The sequence below is a fragment of the Algoriphagus alkaliphilus genome, from assembly GCF_900103735.1.
Classification (GTDB): Bacteria; Bacteroidota; Bacteroidia; order Cytophagales; family Cyclobacteriaceae; genus Algoriphagus; species Algoriphagus alkaliphilus.
On record NZ_FMXE01000002.1, the window covers coordinates 69,373 to 93,174 of the forward strand.

Below are 23,802 nucleotides of genomic sequence, written 5' to 3' on the forward strand. Positions count from 1 at the left end.
TATAATTTGTTTTTTAGCGGCCACATGGAATCTCGCATTTTGGATAATCATCCCAGTGTGTGAGCCCGTAAATACGGGATCATGCTCGATTTCATCTGTTTATAATTTTATTATTAAAGGCCACATAGCCTGTCCCGATTTTTCTTCGGGAGAATCTTCACTTGCATTATCCCCGATAGCTATCGGGGGGGCATACCTCTGTGTGTCGCTTTGGCTCATGCTCGATTTCATATTCCTTCTCCGGGTAAAAGGGTTCGGCTATCCCGCACTTCTTTCAGACTGTAAACAGAAAAACTGTCGTCGGCTTCCATTCCAGTGCCGTTGAAGAGCGTTTGTTTGTCCTGAATAGTTACAAATTTTTCAGTGTAAATTTTCTTTTCTGCCTGATTCCAAAAGATTTCCTCTGATTGCAGACTTTGATCTTTCAGCAGGTTTTTTATCTGCACATTCCCTTCCCCGCGATACAGGTTTTCATTTTTCAAATAATATCCGCGATCTGCCCGCATGGTGGTTTCGAGTTGGCCGTCTATGGTGAAGAACTTAATTTCAATCCCCTCGGGGAATTCTTCATTGCCATTCAAAAACTGTAAATTTTTCGCAGCGGTGATCTCAGATCGGACAATTGCCGAATCACTATGAACCAAAAAAATGTTCGTTGCCGAGTTGATAGGCCCATCATAGACCTTCAATTCATCCAGGTCTACACTTTCCCTGCAGGAAATCAAAAATGATCCCAAAAGGATCAATCGAAAGAAAAAGCGATACCTCATTACAATTCAAAGATAAGTGAATAGTCTTAAAATCGGGCTAACGAAAAAAGGCAGTCCAAAGACTGCCTTTATAAAATTGAATCGTGAAAATTAATCTCTCGTAGCTAATGTTACTGTCTCACCTACCCAGCATCCGGTGCTTAAGGAACCACCTACCTGAAGTCCTTCTGTAAACAGCTCTTCTTTGGATGGGAACCTGGATCTTGCACCTGCCATTCCCTTGGAATCACCCGCTCTTTGGTAGGCATTGTAGGCAGCGATGAATATAGAATAATCTTTTGCACGGCTTTCTCCTCCTCTACAATCATTGAATGCCGACATATATAAGTCTCCGATTAAAGAGAAAGCTGAGGCAGTCAATTCCGGGTCTAAAGCAGCTGCTTCTTTTGCAGCCGTTCTTGCCTGAGACTTTTTCCCTCCTTGGGTATAGATCTTTGCCAATTCCATCTGTACTTCGCCTTTCTGCTTGTTGTTTTCAGCCAAAGTCATGGCTTTTACCAATACAGGCTCTGCCTTGTCAAATTCTCCGGCAGACATGTATTTCATCGCTCTTACCTGTGAGGTCGCAAAGGTTGGGTTTTTGGAGTCAATAAACTCCAGGGCCGCCATGAATGAATTGGAAGAATAACACTTGTACTGTACAGAATACCTGAAGATTTGATTGGCCAGTTCTTCGTTGGTTGGATCAGCCTTCAGCTTTGGACCCATGGTGTTTTCGATGAAATTACAGTCGATCAATTCCATGTTGACCAAAATTGCCTCCAGAGTTGATTTAGAAGAGGTAACGTCTTTTCCTCTCGCCTCAGCTTCATTTAACAAGCCATTGACTTTTTCATAAATTGCAAGAACCTGCTCTCCCGTGTAAACTTTGTTGAAGGCATTGTTTCGATAAACCAAATCAAAATAAGCTTCCAGCAATTTATGGTTGCTTATGGTTCCGTTTAGTTCAATGGCTTTTTCAAAATCCGCAACGACCGCCGGAATTCTGGTTTTGTCTCCTTTGAAAAACACATAGCCATAATAGGCTTTGTTTTCGATCCACTTTGCCACATTATTGTAAATCTTTCCTCTTTTTTCGTAAAGAGCCATCACACTATCCTGATAAATCAACTTCTGCGCAGCATCGGCTGTCTTATCGGCCGCTCCCTTATAAATCGCAGTACCATTGATATAAATGGATTCATTTAATTCAGGAGTATTTACAAGCAGCCAATGCAGCGGCTTGGTAGCTTCCACAAACTGCTCAGACTTCATGTAGTCAGTGTAGGCAGCATTGAGTTCTCTTGCTTTTGCTTCCTGTGCAGGATCGGCAGGCCAGTTCCAGCCATCCTGTGCCTGAACCAACCCGGAGAGCAGCATGGCCCCCATTACCAGAAGTGTTGATTTAATTTTCATATTCAGTAAGGTTTTATTCGGTTTCTTTGGTTTGATTCCAATTATACTATTGATATTACAAGTATTGGGCCTTGTTTTCCCTTGATTTCTTAAATTATGTTATTCAAATACTCTTTTGTAAAACCAGCTGTTGTCGTTCAGAGAAAAACCAAGCGTGAAATTTACATAGTTTTCTCTAATCAACCCAGCATCCAAGGTTCCTCTTTGTCCTACTTTAAACGCCAAATTCATCATGGATAGCTGATTGAGGTAAAGCGATGATCCCAGCGAAATTCCGATATCGTTAATATTGGTTTGATTTAAGAAATACGGAGTTTGCATCCATTCCAGACCTATGCGGTATGTTCCTCTTTTTAATAAGTTGTCAAACGACAGATAATCCGGCACTATTTGGAATCCCAAGGCAAGTTTTTTGGTGGCCTGAAGATCCAAAGGGTCTCCAAAGAAGTTTCGATATTGTGTAAAATCCTGGTATTGTCCTTCGAGGGTTAGCGCCAGTTTATTCATTTTCTCAAAGGTCAACCCAAATCCGAGACGATTGGGGATATAGACACTTCCCTTTATATTATTTGCGATCAGGTCTCCGTCTGTTTTCGGGTCGCTAGCTTGGCCAATTCCGGCTAGTTTTGCAAACCCGGTTCCATTAACGTTGCCAAATTTCTGATAAATGGCACCAAAATGTAGATTGCTTTTCTCAGAGGTCTTCAATTGGTAGTGAATGCCAACTTTGAAACCCACATCAGATACAGTCAGTCTCTCATAATACTCAGAAGGAGCTCCTACTTCCACTCCTTTATCATCTGTGATCAGCAGTTGATTTGACCGGATGGTAGACCCGAAAAGATAAGAACCGTGAACCCCAATACTAAGATTTTTGGCAAGCAGGTATCCGAAATTGAGATAGGTTTCAGAAATTCCTCCATCGCCTGCCAAAAAATTATTCGCCTTTAAATCAGAATTGTCTACTGCACTTTCCACCTGTAGTCGATAATTGACACCGGTGATTTGACTTAGCCCCATTCCGGAGGTAAACTTTCCGGATTTGATCGGAAAAGATAAGGCCAAGTAGGATAGTCCACCCCCATCGACTCGGGAGTTTTCAGTGCCGTTATCCACATTGATACTTTTGTAATTAAGTGCTACCTGAAAATTGAAAATGGTATTTCGGGTGGTAAGGGCAGGATTGACATTGTTCACCTGCCAGCCCGTGCCATAGCTGATCCCCATTCCTCCCATGCCCATATTTTGGGTAAGGCCAGAATAATTGAACTCTCCGATACCTAATGCGCTGTAAGTGGAGGCGCTAGTCTGCGCACTGACTTCTGAAAACAATAAAAGAGTGCTTAACACACCCAAGAACTTCAACCAATTTTTAATCGACATTGTGGTTTAGAATAGAATTAAGTCCGTGAAGGACCAAATTTGGGACTACAAATATGTGGTCTTTTGCCAATGATTCAAAAGAAACCGAATCACCTCCGCAGATATATACCTTAATTTCAGGAATTTTAAGTCGATAGGCGGCTATTTGGCCTGTCAGTTCAAACTCCACCCCATACCAGATGCCCGCCTGCATGCAGGTGATGGTCGAATCTCCGGTCAAATTTTCGGGCTTATTATTTAAATCAACCAAGGGAAGTCGGGCAGTAAACGAATTCATAGCCTTGGCACGCATTTGCAGACCCGGGCTAATCGCCCCTCCTCTATAGATGGCCAGTTCGTCTACAAATTCGAAGGTAATGCAACTTCCCAAGTCAATGGCTAAAACAGGCTTTCTCCCGGCTAAGTCCCAGGCTCCCACTGCTGCCGCAATTCGGTCTAAGCCCAAGGTCTTAGGAGTAGCATACCCGTTCAAAATGGGTAAAACCGTACCATAGCTTAGAAAATGGAAAGGAAAAGGGAATTTCTCAGCTAATTCCTCCGCGCTAACGCTTACCGAACTGACAAGACAGGACCCAAATTCCATGGTCCTCCAAAAAGACAGGGCGGAATCCAAGTCTATAAAAGAGTGGTCCCCAATCAATTCATTTCCCTCAAAGAGCGCAGATTTGATTCGGGAGTTTCCTATGTCTATTACCAAATTTCTCATAAGCCCTGCAAATTAGACATTATTAAAAGGGAGACTTTTCATCGCCAAAAATTATCTTTGATCTGCATCCCTACTTAACAATCTTTAACCCATGAACCCTAGCAGCTACAGTTTGATTGGATTGATGTCCGGCACCTCCGGAGACGGATTGGATATGGCCTACGTTCATTTTGAGCTATTAGAAAATTGGAGTTTTGAGATAGAGGAGGCAGTTACCATCCCTTTTCCGCCTGATTTGGGAGAAAAGCTTTCAAAAGCCCATCTTCTTCCTGCGCTTGAATTGGCCCAATTGGATGTGGATTTTGGAAAATGGATGGGAAACCAAGTGAAGGATTTTTGCAGGCAGTTTCAAATTAAGCCACTTGCAGTTGCCTCACATGGACATACGGTATTCCATCAACCGGCCACCGGGCTCAGTCTTCAAATCGGCAATGGCTGGGCGCTTCATCAAGCTTCCGGACAAAAAGTAATCAACGATTTTAGAATGCTCGATGTACAATTGGGTGGGCAGGGTGCGCCTTTGGTTCCGATCGGGGATCAATTACTTTTCCCACATGTTGATTTCTGCATCAATCTGGGAGGGATATCAAATATCTCCATGCAAAAAAATGGTGCCCGAATAGCCTTTGATTGCAGTCCATTCAATCTTTTGCTGAATGCAGCCGCCAATAAACTAGGTAAATCCTATGATGCTGAGGGAGAAATCGCCCGATCAGGCGAAGTCAATCTGACACTTTTTGAAGCACTCAATCGCTTGCCTTTTTACCATAAAAGCTCGGCAAAATCCCTTGGCAGGGAAGATATGGAACGGGATTTTTCCCCATTGATTACTAAATCCGGACTTAGCCCACAGGATACACTAAGTACTTTGGTGGAGCATTTTGCATTTCAGCTCGCATCCGTAATCAAATCCTTTTCTCAAAAAGATACCCCCACAGTTTTGATCACAGGCGGAGGGGCTTACAACACCTATTTCATTGAGCGTTTGGATCATTACCTGAAGAAAAACTGGCTTCAGATTGATGCAAACTCCGAACTGATTGAATTTAAAGAGGCATTGATTTTTGCTTTCTTGGGAGTTTTAAGACTGAGGGAAGAGATAAACTGTCTTGCTTCTGTCACAGGTGCTTCTGAGGATAATTGCGGGGGTACCCTCTACGGCTGACCGATCATCCGGTGGGCGGTGAGGACTGCGTGGTATTTTTTCTATTTTTGGGGCCTAATATAAACCCAAAGAAGAATGCAGGATCTGCTAGAGAAATTTGAAAACAAAAAACCGGAAATCGTATTTGAGTGGAGTGACTCGGAAACTGAAGCTGAGGGCTGGGTAGTGATCAATTCCCTGCGGGGTGGGGCAGCCGGTGGAGGGACCCGAATGAGGAAAGGACTCGACAAGCGGGAAGTAGAGTCCTTGGCAAAAACCATGGAAGTAAAATTCACCGTCTCAGGACCTGCCATCGGCGGGGCCAAGTCAGGAATCAACTTTGATCCGGCTGACCCACGAAAATCCGGCGTATTGGAGCGCTGGTATAAAGCTGTGATGCCTTTATTGAAAAATTATTACGGCACCGGGGGCGATTTGAATGTAGACGAGATTCATGAAGTCATCCCCATCACGGAAGCCTATGGACTTTGGCATCCACAGGAAGGTATTGTCAATGGACACTTTCACGCCAACGAACCACAAAAGATTCGAAAAATCGGTCAGTTAAGACAAGGTGTCTCCAAAGTACTTGAGGATCCGAAATTCACTCCGAATGGCCTCAAAAAATATACCGTGGCTGACATGATCACAGGCTATGGAGTAGCTGAGGCGGCTTGTCACTTCTATTCGATTTGGGGAGGAGATATCCGTGAAAAGCGGGCGATTATCCAAGGATGGGGAAATGTGGGAGCCGCCGCTGCCTGTTTTCTCGCCGTGGAAGGCGTGAAAATCGTCGGCATTATCGATCGTGATGGAGGACTGATCAAAGAAGAGGGATTTGATTTGGACGAGATTCGGGAACTATTCATCAAAAGAAACGGCAATAAGTTGGTTTCCGAAAACCTCATCCCTTTCGAAGAGATCAATTCAAAAATCTGGGATTTGAAAAGTGAAATATTCATCCCGGCCGCGGCCTCGAGATTGCTGACACAGGACCAAGTCTCCAGGATGGTTGATGCCGGACTGGAAGTGATCTCCTGTGGTGCAAATGTCCCCTTTGCCGACTCCGAAATTTTCTTTGGTCCGACAGGAGTCTGGGCAGACGAGAAAATAGCTGTCATTCCTGACTTTATCGCCAATTGCGGAATGGCCAGGGTTTTTGCATATCTGATGAGTGACGGAGCAGAAGTTACCGATAAAGCCATTTTCTCCGATGTTTCAAAAACTATTAAGAAAGCAATGAAAAAGACATTTTCTGAAAACCCCTCCAAAAATAAACTGGCTCAAACCTCCTTTAAAATAGCTTTGACACAACTCGTGTAAAAGGATAGCTAAAGATCCGGGCTGGGAATTAATTTTTCATTAATTCCGGCTCGGGTTCATTTTGAAAGTTGGACAGTTTAAATCAAAATCTGTAGTTTAGTAATCAGCATTTTGATACGGCACCCCATTAAAAATTGCTTAAATTTCCGGAGAGTAAAACCCTGCATACCAAACCGACCAAATGAAGAAATATCTTATAAGTTTATCCATACTTTTCGGAATATTATTTTTTGGCCTAATTGAACCAACAGATTCCTATGCACTTTCTCGGGAAAATGGCATGGAACTTATTGCTCAAGCAGATGCCTCTCAAGCTGATTTGGCAGGTGCCTCCTCAGAAATGCAGGCTGAGGAAGGAACTCATGACAGTCAAATTGCTCCGCTTTGGTTGGTGATCCCTTTTGTCACTTTGCTCCTTATGATCGCCACCGGTCCGCTGTTTTATGAGCACTTCTGGCATCACAATTATCCTAAAATCGCAGTTGGATTTTCGCTCCTTGTGGTATTCTATTATCTTTTTGTACTTGGAAATGTGCACGCTCCTGTTCATGCCTTGGCAGAGTACATCCAGTTCATTGCGTTGCTTGCATCCCTATATGTGGCTTCGGGGGGCATTTTGATAGAGATTGACAAGAAGTCCTCACCTATGGCTAACGTTTCTTTATTGCTCATTGGTGCTTTGGTTTCCAACCTGATCGGTACCACCGGTGCATCCATGCTTTTGATCAGGCCTTTTATCCGCCTCAACAAAGGGAATATTCAGCCTTACCATGTGGTGTTTTTTATCCTGATGGTTAGTAATGTGGGTGGTTCATTGACCCCGATCGGAGATCCGCCCTTGTTTTTGGGATTTCTAAAGGGAGTCCCTTTCTTCTGGACTTTGGAACACAACTGGCCTGCTTGGGTATTAGCGCTGTCATTATTAGCGCTGATTTTCTACTTCGTCGACCGCAAGATGGGTAAAGCAAACGAAGATGAATACACCGAGGAAATAACCTACACCAATAAATTTTCACTCATTGGAATTAAAAATTTCGGCTGGCTCTTTATTATAATCTGTGCCGTATTCCTGGATCCAAATGTGATCGATGGTGTGCCGGCGATCGTCTATGACGGTCAAAAATTTTCATTTCTCAGAGAAATCATCATGCTTTCGGTGGCCTTTTTCTCTTATAAATTCGGGGACCAAAAGGCCCTGAAGGGGAATGATTTCAATTTTGAACCGATCCGAGAAGTAGCCTTTATTTTCGTCGGGATTTTTGGAACGATGATGCCCGCACTCGAGCTGGTCGGGAATTTTGCAAAGTCTCCCGAAGGAGCTTCTTTGATTACTGTTAATACCCTCTATTGGGGCACAGGCACACTTTCTGCCGTGTTGGACAATGCACCTACTTACCTTAATTTCCTTGCCGCAGCCATGGCTTCGGAAGGAGCTAACATTAACAATATCGCTCAGGTAAGAGAATTTGCAAACAATTCGATGAATGATTCGGACACCACATTCCAATTGGCGGCAATTGCTATTGCATCAGTTTTCTTTGGGGCGATGACTTACATCGGCAATGGTCCAAACTTTATGGTGAAGTCTATTGCTGAGCAAAATGGAATAAAAATGCCATCGTTCTTCGGCTACCTGATCCGATTTACCATCCCGATTTTGCTGCCTATTCTATTCCTGATTTGGCTGGTGTTTTTTGCTTTCGTCTAAGTTTTGACCTGAGGATAACGAAAACAATCCATCAAATGATCATTGACCAAGCCAGTCGCCTGCATGTGGGCGTAGATGGTGGTGCTGCCCAAAAATTTGAAGCCGCGTTTTTTGAGATCTTTTGCCAATCGGTCAGACTCGGGAGTGGTGGCCAAAGCTTCGCCCATGGTTCGAAGCGAATTCTGAATGGGTTTTCCTCCGACAAATCCCCAGATGTAGTCTGAAAAGCTCCCAAATTCCTTTTGAATTTCCATAAATCGTTGAGCATTGGTTATGGCTGCCCGGATTTTCAAAACGTTTCGAACAATCCCCGGATCCTGAAGTAATTCCTGTACATAGCTCTCCGGAAATTCTGCTACCACTTGGTAATCAAAATCTGCAAAGGCCCTACGGTATCCCGCTCTTTTCTTCAAAATTGTCGCCCAACTCAGTCCGGCTTGGGCGCTCTCCAATACCAAAAACTCGAAATGGATCCGGTCATCGTAGACAGGTACACCCCATTCGGTATCGTGATAGCTGACATATTCCGGGAATCCAAGGCACCAAGGGCAGCGGGATTTTTGTTCTGTGGCAGACATAGATATCTTGATTTCCTTAAAAATAGTCAAGAATTGGGTTAAGAATCCTTAAGGGTTTAAATTTTGCCACAATAAAACTTTAAAAAATGCTTCATACGTCATGCTTGGAAATCAGCACCGGTGCCTACTTTCAAAATATCGAATTTATCCGTTCACGAATCGGCACCGGGCCGACAATCTCTTCCGTGGTCAAAGGGAATGCCTATGGTCACGGAATAGCGCAAATGGTAACTATCGCTGAAAAGGCCGGGATCCATCATTTCAGCACTTTCTGTTCCGATGAAGCTTGGGAAGTTTTGGAAAACAGCTCCCAAAAGAACGAAGTCATGATTATGGGTGTGCTCCATCCGGAGGAAATCCCCGATCTTATCCGGAATGGGATTCAGTTTTATGCTTTTGGTTTTGAGCGTTTGGAGCATGCCATCGAGACGGCAAAAACCTTAGGACTAAAAGCTCAAATCCATGTCCAGGTAGAAACCGGATTTGAGTGGGCGGAAAGGAAAAAACTCCTGAAAATTCTTCACTGAAAATCAGATCCAGTTTGAAGGATTGCCTACGGCCTGTTCTGCAGCAACTTTACTTTTTCCAGAGACTCACATGAATCTGGTCCGCGTCGGAATCACGGGCTATGGATTTTGGCCAACCCGGCAGACATTTAACCTACTAAAGGATCAACTTCCTTTGGAAAATCGCAATCCACTCAAGCACCTTTTGACCTGGAAAACACAAATCATGAGTCTCAAAAAAGTGGAATCCGGGGAATTTGTGGGGTATGGAAAAAGTTTTCAGGCAAGTCAGGACATGACTTTGGCGATACTTCCCGTAGGCTATTCTCACGGATATGGACGCAATCTCAGCAATAATGGCAAAGTCCTTATTTCGGGTAAATATTGCCCTGTCATCGGCACGGTAAATATGAACGCTGTCGCCGTGGATGTAAGTCATTTGGCCAAGACAAGCCCCGGAGACGAAGTGATTTTGATCGGATACCAAGGAGAAAACGAGATCACTGTCGCTTCATTTGCAGAAACTTCCGATCTGATCGATTACGAAATGCTGACCAGGTTACCTGCCCAAATCCCGAGAAAAATCAGGGATTAATAGAAGATAATCGTCTTGTTTTTGAAAGTCAGAACTTTGCGATCCAGATGATATTTGATGGCCTTGGATAGCGTGACTTTTTCCACGTCCTGCCCGATTTGCACCAATTCAGGTATCGTATTGTGATGCCGCACCCGCGCGACTTCCTGCTCGATAATCGGCCCCGCATCGAGCTCCTCGGTCACATAATGTGCTGTTGCACCGATAATTTTCACCCCTCTTTCGTAGGCCGCGTGGTATGGTCTCGCACCAACGAATGCCGGCAAAAAGGAATGGTGAATATTGATGATCCGATTCGGAAAATGTCGGATAAACTCTGCTGAAACAACCTGCATGTACCGCGCCAAAACGATGAAATCCACCCGATGTTCCTTCAAAAGTGCCAATTGCTCCGCTTCCGCAGTGTCTTTGTTTGAGGTATTTACCGGAATGTAAAAAAAAGGAATCCCAAAAGCCTCCACGATGGGTTTCAGATCAGCGTGGTTCGAAATCACCAAAGGGATATCCACTTCAAGCTGTCCTGCATGATGCCTTCCCAGAATATCGAATAAGCAATGGGAAAGTTTGCTCACAAAAACTGCCATTTTTGGTTTTGGAAAATTGAAATGAAGTTTGAACTCCATTTGGAATTTCTTCCCGATTTCTGCTTCAAAACGAGAAGCTATTTCGTCTTTTTTCAAAGAAAAAGAATCTAACTCCCATGCCGCCCGCATGAAAAACATCCCCATTTCCTCATCCACGTGCTGATCCACTTCCAGAATGTTGCCGTTGTAGGAATATAAAAATCGGGACACGTCCGAGACAATCCCCTTTTGGTCGGGACATTGGATGAGTAAAATTGCCTTGTTCATGAGTTAAAATTAGGAATTCCAAATAGTCCAGGCTGCTTCTGCCTGAAGGACAAGCATATCCATTCCGTTTTTAGCCTTTCCTCCTCTTTCGATGCAGGCCTTCATCAGGGTGGTTTCGTCAGGATTATAGACCAAATCATAGACCCGATGAGATTCAGTAAGCATTTCCACCGGAATATCAGGCATTTCTTCTGCTTTGGGAAAAGTCCCAAGTGGCGTAGTATTGATGATCAGGGGAAAATTGATCATAAAATCAGAATTGTTTTTCAAATCAGCATAGGTGATTTGGTTTTCGGCAGGATTTCTTGAAACCGCCAAAAAACTAACTCCCAGATCCTTCAAAGCCACTTTTACAGCTTTGGAAGCACCTCCTGTCCCCAAGACCAAAGCCTTTGGAATCTCATTTCCAAGCCAATTCTTAAGGGAATTCGTGAAGCCAATGTAATCGGTATTGAATCCTTTTCGATAGCCGTTTCGGATTTGGATGCAATTGACGGCTCCGATTAATTCACAAGCCGAATCCAATTCATTCAAAAACGGAATAACTTCCTGCTTGTAAGGAATGGTCACGGAGATTCCCTCCAGTTCGGGATTTTCAGAAAGCACTTTTTCAAAATCAGCTATCTGAGGGATTTCATAAAGCTCAAACTCACAATTCCAGATTCTTTCCTTTTCAAACTTTGCTGAAAAGTATTTCTTTGAAAACGAGTGGGTTAAGGGATAGCCGATCAGACCGAATTTTCTCATGATTTCAAAAGTTTGGTTGCCAGCCATTCGATAAACAATACCAATCCGATTCCAAAAACAAAGGCAAGTACAGCTGCTAGAATTTGTGGTTGCTCACCCACTTGCTCCAAATAGCTTCCGGGAAGGATGTTGTCTGTCAGGAAAGGTTTCTCGTCCCCATTTGAGGAAGTCCGCCATGCGGTGACGATCTTCCAGGGCCAAAGTTCATTGACCGAGCCCAGCATAAACCCCGACAGTAAGCCAATTGTGGCTGAATGAAATTTTCTCAAAAGCCAGGCAACAAGCCTGCTAAACGACAAAATTCCAACAATACACCCACTCGCAAAAACAAAAAGTTTGAGAAAATTACGCTCGGTGACTGCCTGAAGAATTCCCTCATACTGCCCAAGGATAAGCAAAATAAAACTTCCGCTTATTCCGGGTAAAATCATGGCACAAATGGCTATGGAGCCAGCAATAAAGGTAAACCACAAAGCCTCCGGTGTAGTGGTTGGGGGCAGATTAGTCACCCACCAAGCGATACCAGTACCTATCACAACTGCCAGAATTACTCCCATGTGCCATCGTTTGATTTCCTTTAAAATCATAAAAGCACTTACCAGAATCAACCCGGTAAAAAAAGACCATAATGGGATCGGATGATTGCTCATCAAAAATGTAATCAGTCGCGACAGTAAAAAAATGCTGGATAGAATCCCTAAAAGAAGACTCAACAAAAAAGACCCGTTTACTGCCTTATAGAACTTTTTTACCTCGCCTCCGAACAAAAGCTTGCCGTTTTCCAGCGTAAACGAATTGATACTGTTGAGCAATTCTTGGTAAATCCCTGCAATCAGCGCAATAGACCCTCCAGATACGCCCGGGACGATATCAGCAGCTCCCATTGCCATACCCTTGAAATAGGTCAGGATGTATTTTTTGATAGAGGTCATGTGTTTAGCATTTGTCTTCCAGCGGTCCCAGCTGCCCGCCGGCAGGTGGATGATGATTTACCAACTCCGTTTTTGGCTGGCCTGTCTACCGACAGATAGACACGAATTCACAAACAAAATAGAGGCTGAACGATGAATCGATCAGCCCCTCTTCGTTAAATTTTGATTAAAGTTTGATTTCTCCCAAGAAGTGATCGAAAGTATCTCCTCTGAGTCCGAGACGGATAGTTTCCAAAGGAATGATCTCTGTAGGGCTAATGTTTCCGAGATTTACATTTGCTCCCAAAAGTTTGATGAACCAAACCTGCTGAGACTTTTGAGGAGCCTCCCAAATGATTCTTTCTTCAGGCACTTGGGTTAGAATCTCTTCCACCAATCCTTGACGAACTTCTCCCGAATCGCGAAACAAGCCTACATTTCCGCCTTCACGGGCTTCTCCAATTACCTTCCATGCACCAGCAGCAAGCTCCGTTTGCATTTGCTCGATCCACTTGTATGGAGGAATGATTTTGGCAGCATCCTTGGATCCAACTTCGGAAAGAACTGTGACCTGCTTGGCAAGTGTTGCTATGTATTCACATTTTTTATCGTGATTCAGTGAGATTGAACCATCGGATACTTCTGCAAATTCGAGTTGGTATTTGTCAAGGACTCTACGGTAATCCTCAAATTGACCTCTGACGATAAAAGCTTCGAAAAGCGTGCCTCCCAAATAAACCGGAATTCCTGCAGCCTTGTAGACTGCCAGCTTTTCATTAAGACGTTTGGTGACATAAGATGTCGCCCAGCCCAGTTTGACGATGTCTACAAAATCAGAGCAACTATCTACAAAATCCTCGGTTTCCCGAAGGCTAAGACCCTTGTCCATAGCCATAGTAAATCCCGTGGTACGTGGCTTATCAGTCCGTACAGGAATATTCTTTAGCACATAATTCATGTGTTGATAATTTGATTTTTAATGGCCACATGGAATCTTGCATGCGGGATGATCATCACAGTGTGTGACTTTTTTGTCATGCTTGATTTCATTTGCCAGGTTTTAAAGTTTAGAGCAGGGAATGATCATCCCGGTATTGAGTGATGATCTTGTAGATTGCCTTCTGCTGTTTGAGCTCAGGCATCAGTTCATACAAGATGGTATGCTTATCATAGTCCAAAGTTAACGCATTTTCCAAATATGAGAACGCATCTTTGTATTTGCCCATTTTTACCAGATATACAACCATACGATAGTACAGCTCGGGTTCTTCCGGAGCTTCTTCGATTCCCTCACGGACGACATCGACAGCTTCTTCAAAGCGGTTTTGCTCAAAATAGATCACTGAAAGATTGACATAAGTCTCCATTATGCCGGGCTCGAGGTTGATTGCCTCTTCATAGGCTTCCGAACTTGCCTGCATGTTGCCCAGATTGAATTCGGCGTCTGCCAATCCCACCCAGAAGTTGGCATTCTCCTTATTGAGATTGAGTGCCTTTTTGAAATAATGGATTGCTTCAAAAAACTTTTCCTTCTTGAGCATGCACATGCCAAGTCCAAACCAAGCGTCGTCGTATTCTTCGTCGAGTTTTGCGGACTTTTTAAAATATTTGAAGGCCTCATCGATTTTGCCCAGCTTCTCATAGGCTGCGCCCATGTAGCAGCAGTTTTCCGCATTGACTCCTTCGCAGTTGATGGTGTTTTGGTAAGCCTCCAAGGCTGCCTCGTATTGGTGGGTATTCATCAAAGAATTCCCAAGGTTGAAGTGTGCCGATGCAAAGGCATCATCAATAATCAGCGCATATTCATAGGCGGAAATGGCATCTTCAAACCGGCCCAGTCGGTTATAGACTACCCCTAAATTGTACCAAGCGCCTGCTGAATAAGGATCCTGATCAATAAATTCCTGATAAAACTGGAGAATTTCGTCAAACGATCCTTCCTCTTCAGTGATCATGGCCAGCTGAAACAAGGCATCCTCGTGGTTGATTCGGTTTTTCACCGCTTCCTTAAAATAATCGCTGGCTTTGGTGTTGTCTCCTTTTGCCCGATAGAGGTTCCCAAGCGAGTAAAGAACTTCCGCTTTGTCCTCCGCCATAGGTAAATAACTCTCGAGCAACTCTATTCCATCCTGATGACTCCCTGCCAAGATGTGTGCATTGGCCAAGGCCAAAACGATATCTTCATTGTTTGGAGACAGGTTATTCAGATTTTCCAGAATACTTAATCCTTCTTCCAGCTCATCGTTAAAAATAAGACACTGCGCTTTGAGCAAACGTATTTCCACCGAAAAAGGAAACTTTTCCAGGGCATATTCTGAAGCTCTCAGTGCTTTGAGGAATTTTTGCTGGTCGAAATAGAACTGAATGATGTCTTCCAGTTCTTCTTCTTCAAAATAGAGGTCGAGGTTTGATTTCAGAGAATTTTCAAATCGCTCAACGAGTTTTTTATCTTCTTCCCAGTCGTGATCGTGATCTCCGGTCATTCGATGATGTTATGGTTTATTTAAGATACCAATAAAAGAGGGATCTCAAAATTCACTTCATTTAATTTTTTCAATCCTGAAAAGATTTTTTTTCAGGGAAACAGGGTGACTGTTTTAATTAACCCCTCAATAACGCCACGTCCAAATATTAAGTTTGTTTTATGGCGTTTTCGCCCATTCCAGACTTTCCCTGAGCGAAAAATAGCGGAAACTTAAAAACCTTTCGATTTTGGCATTGTCAAATCTGATTTTTTGCTGAGAAAGCATAGCCGTCTGCTTGTTTAAGGGGCTTTTGCTCAATCCGAAAGCGCGGAGCAACGATAGGGTAAATGAGGCAATTGAAATTAGTCCGTCAGAAAGCGGAAACCTGGGACCTTTTTTTCCAAAAACAGTTGCGCTTTCTGAGAAAAATTCCTGGTACGAGATGCTCTCTTTATTTAAAATGAAACGCTCACCCCAAGCCTGGCTTTCAACCAATTCACGGGTAATCTTCGCTGCATCCCTCACGTCTATGTAATTTAAATCTCCTTTCGGAAAAAAGTTACCCTCCTCCATGACATAAGAATAGATCGCTGTACTGCTCTTTCCGTAACTTACTTTTCCAAGCAAAACAGAGGGATTAACCACAATCAACTCCAAGCCTTCCTGTTCCCCTCTCCAAACTTCCAATTCCGCCCAGTATTTTGAAACAGCGTATTCGGTATTCCATGGAGATTCTACCCATTTGAATTCTTCATCAATCACACTTAATTCCGGACTTCTTCCGATGGCTGATACTGAACTCACGTGGACCAATTTTTTTACTCCGGTGGCCAGCATGGCATTGACAAGATTCGCGGTGCCGGTGGTATTTACCTCATAAAGTTTTTCTTTGTCTCTGGCAGAGAAAGAAACCAAGCCCGCCGAATGGATCACGAGGTCCATACCGGCCAAAGTTTCAAGCAATGATTCCGTATTGGACAACTCACCAATATGCCATTGGATGTCAATTCCTTCAACCAAGTCCAAACTGGAATTTTCACGCTTTAGCCCATGAATTTTTCCCAAAGCACTAAATTCTTTGGCAAGCTGACTACCAAAAAGTCCCGTAATTCCCGTAATCAAAATATTCATAACCGGATCCTAAAGTCGGGTATTGATTAACTCGAGATTTTGCAGTTTCTCATAAATCTTCTGGTATTTTGGCAAGGTGTCAAGCATATCAAGGTAGCGTGCATTGTGGCAATCTGTTCCCAATAACGCAACCATTCCTTTATCGACGAGCATTTCACCAAAATCTTTGACCTGCTTGGAATAAAATCCTGTAAGCGAAAGCAAATTCACCTGGAAAAGAAGGTTTCTTTCGAAAAGTTCTTCCTGAAGTTTCTTATCCATAATTAGGTATTGATAGCGCTCCGGGTGAGCCAAAATCGGCTTATAACCCGCCATCTCCAAATGAAAAAAGATGTCAAAAAGCATTTGGGGTTTATTGATAAACCCGGTTTCGACCAAGATATAACTGTCTCCAAAGGTGAGCATCTTTTCACCTGCCTTCACTTTTTCAAAGAAAATTTCATCCATGTAGTACTCTGCTGCGGCATCTATTTGGATGGCAATTCCTTCTTTCTTGACCGCCTTTCGGAGATCTTCCAAGCCCATATGGATGATTTCCGGAGTATTACGATAATATTCCGACATGATATGTGGGGTGGTGATTATTTTTTCCAAGCCATAATCCGCTAATCGCTTCACCAATTCAAGCGATTCCTCCATGGATTTGGATCCATCATCGATCCCCGGGATCAGGTGAGAGTGCATGTCCACTTTCAGCCACGACAGGTCCAGTGGCGTGGTTTCTTCGGGTTTTCTTTTGAATGCGTCAAGCCATGCCATCATAAGCCCCCATTACTTTGAATTTTAAATTCCGCCAAGGATGTCCAAGTTTTATCCTTATCGGAGATTATTGGCTCGTCGATTCGCCAATCAATTCCCAATTTAGGATCATTCCAAAGGATTCCACCTTCAGAAAGCTTATTGTAATAATCAGAACATTTGTACGCAAAAATAGCATCTTCCAATACAGAAAACCCGTGTGCAAATCCAACCGGAACGAAAAGTAAGTTGTTTATTTCTCCATCTAATACTGTAGAGTAGTGTGCTCCAAAAGTCGGGGAATCCTTTCTCAAATCAACCACTACATCGAGCACCTTCCCCGATATTACCCGGACGAGTTTGGCCTGTGCAAAGGGCGCATGCTGAAAATGGAGCCCGCGAACAGTCCCTTTTTGAGAAAAGGACTGATTGTCCTGAACCCAATCCACAGTTATACCATTTTTTGCCAACCAATCATGTCTGTACGATTCAAAGAAATAGCCTCTGCTGTCATGAAAAATTTTTGGAAAAATCTCAATAAGACCAGCAATAGGAGCACTGCGCAATTCTGCCATTTGGGGATAAATACTTGAGCTTGGTAGGGCAAAATAACTACTCCCCAATTGACTATCCTAATCTATTCTAGATAATTATCCCCAAATTTGTACTTGGAAGGCCGAATTCCCCATCCATCAGGATTTGATGGCGGATATATAGAATCCATGAAGCGGAACCTATTATCCAAAAAAGACCGTTGATTACCACGAATAGAACTTGTTATGAATAAATTTTCAAGAAAACTCCAAAAACTTCACGACACCTCGCCAAAAGAGGAGACCGCCATCCTTGTCACACTGATTCGTCAGCAACAAAGCGAACAGGAAGTGGAAGAGCATCTGGACGAACTTGCCTTTTTGGCCGAAACACTCGGTGCAAAGACAGTTTACAGGTTTACCCAACGTATGGAAAAACCGGAGATCAAGACCTTTGTTGGTTCGGGAAAATTGGAAGAAATCAGGGCATATGTGGAGCATTTCGAAGTGGACATGGTCATATTCGATGATGACTTGAGCCCTTCCCAAATGCGAAATTTGGAAAATGAAATCAAGGTGAAAATCTATGATAGATCTTTGTTGATCTTGGACATTTTCCTCAAAAGGGCCCAAACAGCACAGGCTAAAACGCAGGTAGAACTTGCCAGATTTCAATATTTATTGCCGCGATTGACTAACATGTGGACTCACTTGGAGCGTCAGCGCGGTGGCACAGGTACCCGGGGTGGTTCCGGTGAAAAAGAAATCGAAACGGATAAGCGGGACATTCGTGCTAAAATCACCTTGCTGAAAGAAAAACTTCTTGAAATCGAAAAACAGGGGGTCACACAGCGAAAAGGCCGCAAGGGAGTGGTGAGAGTTGCCTTGGTAGGCTATACCAACGTGGGAAAAAGCACGCTGATGAACCTCATCACCAAGACGGATATTCTGGCTGAAAACAAGCTTTTTGCAACTGTGGATTCCACGGTCAGAAAAGTGGTGTTGGAGAAGGTTCCCTTTTTACTTTCTGACACCGTTGGATTCATTCGCAAATTGCCTTCGCACTTGATCGAATCCTTCAAATCAACTTTGGATGAAATCCGCGAGGCGGACCTTTTGGTGCATGTCGTCGATATTTCGCATCACGCTTTTGAAGACCAAATCGGAGTGGTAACTCAGACACTGAATGAAATCAAAGCGGGAGACAAGCCTGTTTTATTGGTTTTCAACAAAATCGACCTTGTACTTCAAATGCCGTCCGAAGAGGAATCCCAACATATCAGCGAACATGAACTTCAGGAAACGCGCTATGTCGATTTCAAAGCCTTAAGTGATGCTTACGAAAAGAAAAATGGAATTAAGCCTGTATTTATGTCGGCAACTTCGGCAGAAAATGTAGAAGAATTTCGAGCAGCACTGTTGGCAGAAGTCAAAAAACAACACAGAAAAATATATCCCCACTACCTCGAAGACGAAGTCATCGAATGGAATGAAAAGGATATCCTGAATTAAATTTGACTCAATTTCGGGTCGAAAGGGTCAGAAATTCATTTAAAGAGCACTTCTTGACTGAATTTTTGAATACAACAAAGAACTATGAATTTTCATAAGCTCTCCGGTGAGAATTACCTCTCACCGGTTTTTTTTTGTATTTCCTCAAATTCCCGGAAAGGAAATGCCTTTCACCCTGCGATACAGGTTGAGGGCATATTTATCCGTCATTCCGGAGATAAAATCGACCAAATTTCTGAGTAGTGGGTAAGGATTTACTTCTGCACCCCAGCCTTTCAGCGGAAAGTCTTCCGGCAGTAATCTCAGGATGCTTTTGTCTTGTCCGGAGAACAATTCAGGGCTGTAGAATTGATGATAAAGTGCCTGTGAAAACACAGACAACAAGCCTTCCAGTACCTGGAATCCGGCAGCTTCTTTTTCCAAGACAACTTTTGATCGATAGATACTCTTTACTGAAGCTGTGGAAATGGCAGCAAGGGCTTTGGCCGATGGAATAATATCCGTGAGCGCTTTATCAAAATTCCCTTTCCGCATACCTTCCTCATAGAGTACAAAAACTTCAACCGATTCTCGAATTAATTGTCCAATGGCCATTGCTCTCAGGATACCAAGGTTTTGGGCTTGAGTTCGGTCTTTCAATTTCTCCTTGTCAAATCGGTCACCCAATATTGGCTTGAGCAAGCTGACGGTTTCTTCAAAACTGATCAAGCCCATCGTGCAACCATCCTCAAGGTCGATAATATTATAACAGATGTCATCTGCTGCCTCCACCAAAAATGCGAGTGGATGTCGAACCCAACATTCTGCACTTGTTTTTTCAATTCCCAATGTATCCGTCAACAATTCGAAATCGATGAGTTGATTGATGAAAAATCCAAATTTCTTTTGGCTCTTTCGTGCGATATCCCGCTGAGGGATCAAGCTTGGCCTTGGATATTTGGTGAAAGCTGCCAAGGTTGCATAGGTCAGATTTAACCCAAATTGCTTGGAAACCAACATTCGAAAACCCTGGGCATTTCCCTCGAAGTTGACCAAATCAGACCATTGGTCTACTCTGACATGCTTTTCCCATACTTTGCCATAGACATGAAATCTGAAAAAGTCTGAAATCGCTTCTTCCCCGGCATGCCCAAACGGAGGATTTCCGATATCATGAGTAAGCGCAGCCGCTGCTACAATTGACCCTATAGCTGAGGAAGAAATCCCCAATTTTTCTAAAGTAGGATACTTTTCGATGAGAAACTCCCCAGCAGACTTCCCCAGAGATCTTCCGACACTGGAGACCTCCAGACTATGTGTAAGCCGTGTGTGAACAAAGGCATGCTCAGGAAGAGGGAATACCTGTGTTTTATCCTGAAGATTCCGAAAAGGTGCCGAAAAAATGATTCTGTCGTAGTCTATTTCAAACTCTGTTCTGCTGGATTCCAGATTTGGAGATCTTGGAGTTTCACCAAAACGTCCATTTGCCAGCAATTTTTCCCATTTCATCATCCCCAAAATTAAAAAGCTCCCGAGATTAATCTCCTATTTAAAAAAACTTTGATGCCTTGGCATGGGGATTGAATCCTTTGAAAGGAAACTAAATAAAAACACACACATGAAGGCCCTAGTTAAAAACCTATTACTCAGCTTGATTTTATTGGCAAGTTTCGCCTGTGGCACAGACGATTCTCCCAAATCCGGACAGGCCAGAGTCAACTTCTACTTAGTAGATGCCCCGGCAGACTTTGATGAGGTTTGGATCGAAGTCTTGGCTCTACGCGTGAAAACCGATCACGGGAAAAGTGAAATGTCCGAAGATGATAATTCCTGGAAAGAAATTATTTTTGAAGGAAGCCAATACATCAACTTGTTGGATCTAACAGGCGGAAATACCCTTCTACTTGGCACTGAGGATTTTCCCGAAGGAAAAATTGATCAAATCCGACTCATCCTGGGAGAGGATAATTACCTCATCAAAAATGGAAACAGACTGGAGCTCAAAACTCCAAGTGCACAACAAAGTGGCCTTAAAATCAAAGTGAATCAGGAAATTGATGCGGGTAATTCCTATAACCTGATGATTGATTTTGATGTAGCAAAATCTATTGTGGTAGCCGGAAACTCAGGCAATATCATTCTAAAACCTGTTCTTCGGGCTTTTCTGGAGCAGTCTCAAGGAGTGCAGGGCCAAGTGCTTCCGCTCGCGGCTCAACCTGTCCAAGTGAATGTCAATGGAGGTGGAGTTGACCTAAACACCTTTACCGACACGAAAGGGAATTACGTGATACAGGGTATTCAACCCGGAACATACACCCTCACCCTCACGCCAAACGAACTGTACAATCCTGCAACAATTACAGGAATCAGCGTGGAGGCTGGCAAATTAACAACCGTCCCTGCTGTCACACTCACACTCAAATAAATTTTAAATGCCGGACTCCAATCCGGCATTTTTCTTTCAGTTCCATTTGTCCAAAACACTTAAATTGAAGAGTTTTGGACTAAATTTGTTTTGTGATTAAAACCAAACACCTACTTCCATTAGCACTTTTTTCGGCCTTGCTCTGGTCATGCCAAGACTTGGATTCCAGTCCCAAAGCTTTGGTTAATATACTTTTAATAGACGCTCCAGCAAAATGGGATTCCGTCGTTGTCGAAATCCAGGGAGTAGAATTGGAGTTCGTGCCCAACAGTCGGCAAGGAGGAGATGTCCAGCGGATTTTCCTGCCCTATGAACTTGGGAACAAGCAAGTAGACATTTCCCGGTTTGTCGGAGGCAGATCGCTTCCAGTAGCCCGAAATGAAATGCAACTGGGCGTGATCACCGGAATTACACTAAGACTTGGAACAGGAAATTCCCTGTACTTAAATAAGGAAAAATTTCCCTTGGAATTGCCAGATGGAAAAATCGATTATTTCCAATCTCTTAACATTGATCTGGAGCAAGGTATTTCTTATGATATAGTCTTGGACTTTGACTTGGCAAAATCCATCCAAGTAACAGGTTCCAATCCACTTGCCCTGAAATTTAATCCGACGATTGCGGCTTTTTCCGGATTCGGAAAAGGGGAATTGACTGGTACCACCAGTCCGACAGAAATCCGCCCGGTGATTTATGCCATTAAAGGAACTGACTCATTGAGTACCCATACCAATTCAGGCGGAAATTTCCTGTTCCGGCTTGAACCCGGTGATTACACCGTTTTCATTGACCCTAAGGATTCCCGGTATAATGCCAACACCATCCTCAATGTGAAAGTCGAACAAGGGAAAAAAACACCTCTGGAACGTATCACCCTTACTAGGAAATGAACCGATTGGATCAGCTCTACATGAGAAGAGCACTGGAACTTGCCGAATGGGGCAGGGGCCATGTAAGTCCAAATCCAATGGTGGGTTGTGTCATAGTACATCAGGATCGAATCATCGGGGAAGGCCACCATCATCAGTATGGCGGTCCACATGCTGAAGTCAATGCCGTTCATTCGGTTGAAAATAAGGATCTACTGAAAGAGGCAACAGTTTATGTCACACTTGAACCCTGTGCCCATTGGGGAAAAACCCCTCCCTGTGCCAATCTTCTCGTAGAAAATCAAGTGAAAAAGGTTGTGATAGCCGCCGTCGACACCAATCCCTTAGTAGGAGGAAAAGGGATTGAAATCCTAAAAAATGCAGGAATTGAAGTTGAAACGGGGGTTTTGGAAAAAGAAGCCCGCTGGCAAAACCGACGTTTTTTCACCCAAATCGAAAAGCACAGACCCTATGTGATTCTCAAATGGGCACAGACCCAAGATGGGTTTGTGGCTCGGGAAAACTTCTCCTCCAAATGGATCAGCGGAAGCCAAAGCCGTCAGCTGGTTCACAAATGGAGAGCCGAGGAGGGCGCGATTTTGGTTGGGAAAAACACCGCCTTACATGATAATCCAAACCTAAACGTCCGGGATTGGGCAGGCAAAACCCCCATGCGGGTTGTCCTGGATGCCAAGTTGGAACTTCCTCAAAACCTTACCCTTTTTGACCAAACCATTCCGACAGTTTGCTATAATTCCAAAAAATCGGAAACTCAGGAAAACCTCAATTTCGTCAATCTCGGAGAACAATTCGGCATGCACGACATGTTGAAAGACTTACATTCCCGAAAAATCCAAAGTCTGATTGTCGAGGGTGGAACAAAGGTTTTGTCCCAATTCATCGAAAAAAGTCTTTGGGATGAGGCACGCGTATTTACCGGAAAAGTAAAATTTGGAACTGGAATTTCAGCCCCGATATTGAACCAAAATCCAGCAGAAACCCTTTCAATTGGCGAAGATATTTTAAACATTTACCACCATGGCTGAGACCCTTTTGATCCCCGATACCGCAACCAAAGCTGAGAAATACGAGGCCTTGCTTCCCCAAATAGAAGCGTTAATTTCCGAAGAACCTGATCTGTATGCCAATCTGGCAAATATTGCTGCGGCTTTGAAGGAAGCTTTTGGTTTTTTTTGGGTTGGGTTTTATTTGGTGAAAAATGAGCAGTTGGTCTTGGGGCCTTTTCAGGGGCCAATCGCCTGTACACGAATCAACTTTGGAAAAGGGGTGTGCGGCACCGCTTGGAAGGAGTCAAAAACCCAACTGGTGCCGGACGTGGATGCATTTCCCGGACACATTGCCTGTAGTTCAGCTTCGAAGTCTGAGATAGTAGTACCGGTTTTCAGAGGAAATGAGGTTGCAATGGTTCTCGATGTGGACAGCGATCTATTGGCTGATTTTGATGAGACGGATCAGAAGTATCTGGAAGAATTGATGGGGATATTGGGGAGTATGCTTGACTAATTTCAGCTA

The 23,802-nt window shown here is 43.6% G+C and carries 24 protein-coding genes; 10 read left to right on the forward strand and 14 right to left on the reverse strand.

Annotation, left to right across the window (positions count from 1 at the left end; translation table 11 throughout):
- Positions 1–227: 227 nt before the first annotated feature.
- The 4 genes from lptC to BLQ81_RS00340 all read right to left on the reverse strand — a co-directional run bounded on the left by lptC (position 228) and on the right by BLQ81_RS00340 (position 4,254).
- The gene (gene lptC, locus BLQ81_RS00325) at positions 228–770 is read right to left on the reverse strand and encodes an LPS export ABC transporter periplasmic protein LptC (RefSeq protein ID WP_092727963.1); all 543 of its coding nucleotides are present in this window, start codon (positions 768–770) and stop codon (positions 228–230) included.
- 90 nt (positions 771–860) lie between these two features.
- Positions 861–2,165: a hypothetical protein gene (locus BLQ81_RS00330; protein ID WP_092727964.1), complete on the reverse strand. Its 1,305-nt coding sequence runs from the start codon at positions 2,163–2,165 to the stop codon at positions 861–863.
- A 99-nt stretch (positions 2,166–2,264) separates the two neighbouring features.
- Positions 2,265–3,548, reverse strand: coding sequence for a hypothetical protein (locus tag BLQ81_RS00335; RefSeq protein WP_092727965.1), 1,284 nt, complete (start codon positions 3,546–3,548; stop codon positions 2,265–2,267).
- Positions 3,538–4,254, reverse strand: a complete 717-nt coding sequence (locus tag BLQ81_RS00340) for a type III pantothenate kinase (protein WP_092727966.1) — start codon at positions 4,252–4,254, stop codon at positions 3,538–3,540. The genes BLQ81_RS00335 and BLQ81_RS00340 overlap by 11 nt, the downstream gene beginning before the upstream one ends.
- Before the next feature lie 91 nt (positions 4,255–4,345).
- Between BLQ81_RS00340 and BLQ81_RS00345 the strand changes: the two genes are divergently transcribed.
- The 3 genes from BLQ81_RS00345 to BLQ81_RS00355 all read left to right on the forward strand — a co-directional run bounded on the left by BLQ81_RS00345 (position 4,346) and on the right by BLQ81_RS00355 (position 8,429).
- Positions 4,346–5,419 (forward strand): anhydro-N-acetylmuramic acid kinase, encoded by a 1,074-nt coding sequence (locus tag BLQ81_RS00345; protein WP_092727967.1) that lies wholly within the window; start codon positions 4,346–4,348, stop codon positions 5,417–5,419.
- Between the two features lie 75 nt (positions 5,420–5,494).
- On the forward strand, positions 5,495–6,721 hold the full coding sequence (locus BLQ81_RS00350) for a Glu/Leu/Phe/Val dehydrogenase dimerization domain-containing protein (RefSeq protein ID WP_092727968.1): 1,227 nt from the start codon (positions 5,495–5,497) through the stop codon (positions 6,719–6,721).
- 181 nt (positions 6,722–6,902) lie between these two features.
- Complete coding sequence (locus BLQ81_RS00355) at positions 6,903–8,429, forward strand: sodium:proton antiporter (RefSeq protein WP_092727969.1); 1,527 nt, start codon at positions 6,903–6,905, stop codon at positions 8,427–8,429.
- Here the strand turns inward: BLQ81_RS00355 and BLQ81_RS00360 are convergent.
- The gene (locus BLQ81_RS00360; RefSeq protein WP_092727970.1) at positions 8,426–9,007 is read right to left on the reverse strand and encodes a DNA-3-methyladenine glycosylase I; all 582 of its coding nucleotides are present in this window, start codon (positions 9,005–9,007) and stop codon (positions 8,426–8,428) included. The genes BLQ81_RS00355 and BLQ81_RS00360 overlap by 4 nt on opposite strands.
- An 86-nt stretch (positions 9,008–9,093) precedes the next feature.
- Here BLQ81_RS00360 and BLQ81_RS22990 point away from each other — a divergent pair, with 86 nt between their 5' ends.
- Together BLQ81_RS22990 and BLQ81_RS22995 are read left to right on the forward strand one after the other, a co-directional pair.
- Complete coding sequence (locus BLQ81_RS22990) at positions 9,094–9,534, forward strand: alanine racemase (RefSeq protein WP_317042004.1); 441 nt, start codon at positions 9,094–9,096, stop codon at positions 9,532–9,534.
- A 70-nt stretch (positions 9,535–9,604) separates the two neighbouring features.
- Complete coding sequence (locus BLQ81_RS22995; RefSeq protein ID WP_317042005.1) at positions 9,605–10,108, forward strand: alanine racemase C-terminal domain-containing protein; 504 nt, start codon at positions 9,605–9,607, stop codon at positions 10,106–10,108.
- On the opposite strand, the gene purU is transcribed toward BLQ81_RS22995, so the two are convergent.
- The 8 genes from purU to rfbC all read right to left on the reverse strand — a co-directional run bounded on the left by purU (position 10,105) and on the right by rfbC (position 17,526).
- Entirely contained in the window at positions 10,105–10,959 is an 855-nt protein-coding gene (purU, locus tag BLQ81_RS00370) for a formyltetrahydrofolate deformylase (protein ID WP_092727971.1), read from the reverse strand. The two genes, BLQ81_RS22995 and purU, sit on opposite strands and share 4 nt — an antisense overlap.
- 9 nt (positions 10,960–10,968) lie before the next feature.
- Positions 10,969–11,706 (reverse strand): shikimate dehydrogenase family protein, encoded by a 738-nt coding sequence (locus BLQ81_RS00375; protein ID WP_092728179.1) that lies wholly within the window; start codon positions 11,704–11,706, stop codon positions 10,969–10,971.
- Complete coding sequence (locus BLQ81_RS00380) at positions 11,703–12,638, reverse strand: DUF368 domain-containing protein (protein WP_092727972.1); 936 nt, start codon at positions 12,636–12,638, stop codon at positions 11,703–11,705. Before BLQ81_RS00380 ends, BLQ81_RS00375 begins: the two co-directional genes overlap by 4 nt.
- 166 nt (positions 12,639–12,804) lie before the next feature.
- Positions 12,805–13,575: a phosphosulfolactate synthase gene (locus BLQ81_RS00385; RefSeq protein ID WP_092727973.1), complete on the reverse strand. Its 771-nt coding sequence runs from the start codon at positions 13,573–13,575 to the stop codon at positions 12,805–12,807.
- Positions 13,576–13,684: 109 nt separating this feature from the next.
- Complete coding sequence (locus tag BLQ81_RS00390) at positions 13,685–15,100, reverse strand: tetratricopeptide repeat protein (RefSeq protein WP_092727974.1); 1,416 nt, start codon at positions 15,098–15,100, stop codon at positions 13,685–13,687.
- 159 nt (positions 15,101–15,259) lie between these two features.
- Positions 15,260–16,213, reverse strand: coding sequence for an NAD-dependent epimerase/dehydratase family protein (locus BLQ81_RS00395; RefSeq protein WP_092727975.1), 954 nt, complete (start codon positions 16,211–16,213; stop codon positions 15,260–15,262).
- 9 nt (positions 16,214–16,222) lie between these two features.
- Positions 16,223–16,972 carry a tyrosine-protein phosphatase gene (locus BLQ81_RS00400; protein WP_092728180.1) on the reverse strand — a complete coding sequence of 250 codons (750 nt, stop codon included), beginning with the start codon at positions 16,970–16,972 and terminating at the stop codon, positions 16,223–16,225.
- Complete coding sequence (gene rfbC / locus BLQ81_RS00405) at positions 16,972–17,526, reverse strand: dTDP-4-dehydrorhamnose 3,5-epimerase (RefSeq protein ID WP_092727976.1); 555 nt, start codon at positions 17,524–17,526, stop codon at positions 16,972–16,974. Before rfbC ends, BLQ81_RS00400 begins: the two co-directional genes overlap by 1 nt.
- A 204-nt stretch (positions 17,527–17,730) precedes the next feature.
- Here rfbC and hflX point away from each other — a divergent pair, with 204 nt between their 5' ends.
- Positions 17,731–18,996: a GTPase HflX gene (gene hflX, locus BLQ81_RS00410; RefSeq protein WP_092727977.1), complete on the forward strand. Its 1,266-nt coding sequence runs from the start codon at positions 17,731–17,733 to the stop codon at positions 18,994–18,996.
- A 144-nt stretch (positions 18,997–19,140) separates the two neighbouring features.
- Here the strand turns inward: hflX and dgt are convergent, their stop codons facing one another.
- Positions 19,141–20,484, reverse strand: coding sequence for a dGTP triphosphohydrolase (gene dgt / locus BLQ81_RS00415; protein ID WP_092728181.1), 1,344 nt, complete (start codon positions 20,482–20,484; stop codon positions 19,141–19,143).
- Positions 20,485–20,593: 109 nt separating this feature from the next.
- Here dgt and BLQ81_RS00420 point away from each other — a divergent pair, with 109 nt between their 5' ends.
- The 4 genes from BLQ81_RS00420 (at position 20,594) to BLQ81_RS00435 (ending at position 23,793) form a co-directional block, all read left to right on the forward strand.
- Complete coding sequence (locus tag BLQ81_RS00420; RefSeq protein ID WP_175454129.1) at positions 20,594–21,400, forward strand: DUF4382 domain-containing protein; 807 nt, start codon at positions 20,594–20,596, stop codon at positions 21,398–21,400.
- 92 nt (positions 21,401–21,492) lie between these two features.
- The gene (locus BLQ81_RS00425; RefSeq protein WP_175454130.1) at positions 21,493–22,290 is read left to right on the forward strand and encodes a DUF4382 domain-containing protein; all 798 of its coding nucleotides are present in this window, start codon (positions 21,493–21,495) and stop codon (positions 22,288–22,290) included.
- Positions 22,287–23,315, forward strand: coding sequence for a bifunctional diaminohydroxyphosphoribosylaminopyrimidine deaminase/5-amino-6-(5-phosphoribosylamino)uracil reductase RibD (ribD, locus tag BLQ81_RS00430; protein WP_092727980.1), 1,029 nt, complete (start codon positions 22,287–22,289; stop codon positions 23,313–23,315). The genes BLQ81_RS00425 and ribD overlap by 4 nt, the downstream gene beginning before the upstream one ends.
- Positions 23,308–23,793, forward strand: a complete 486-nt coding sequence (locus tag BLQ81_RS00435; RefSeq protein WP_092727981.1) for a GAF domain-containing protein — start codon at positions 23,308–23,310, stop codon at positions 23,791–23,793. The genes ribD and BLQ81_RS00435 overlap by 8 nt, the downstream gene beginning before the upstream one ends.
- Positions 23,794–23,802 lie beyond the last annotated feature (9 nt).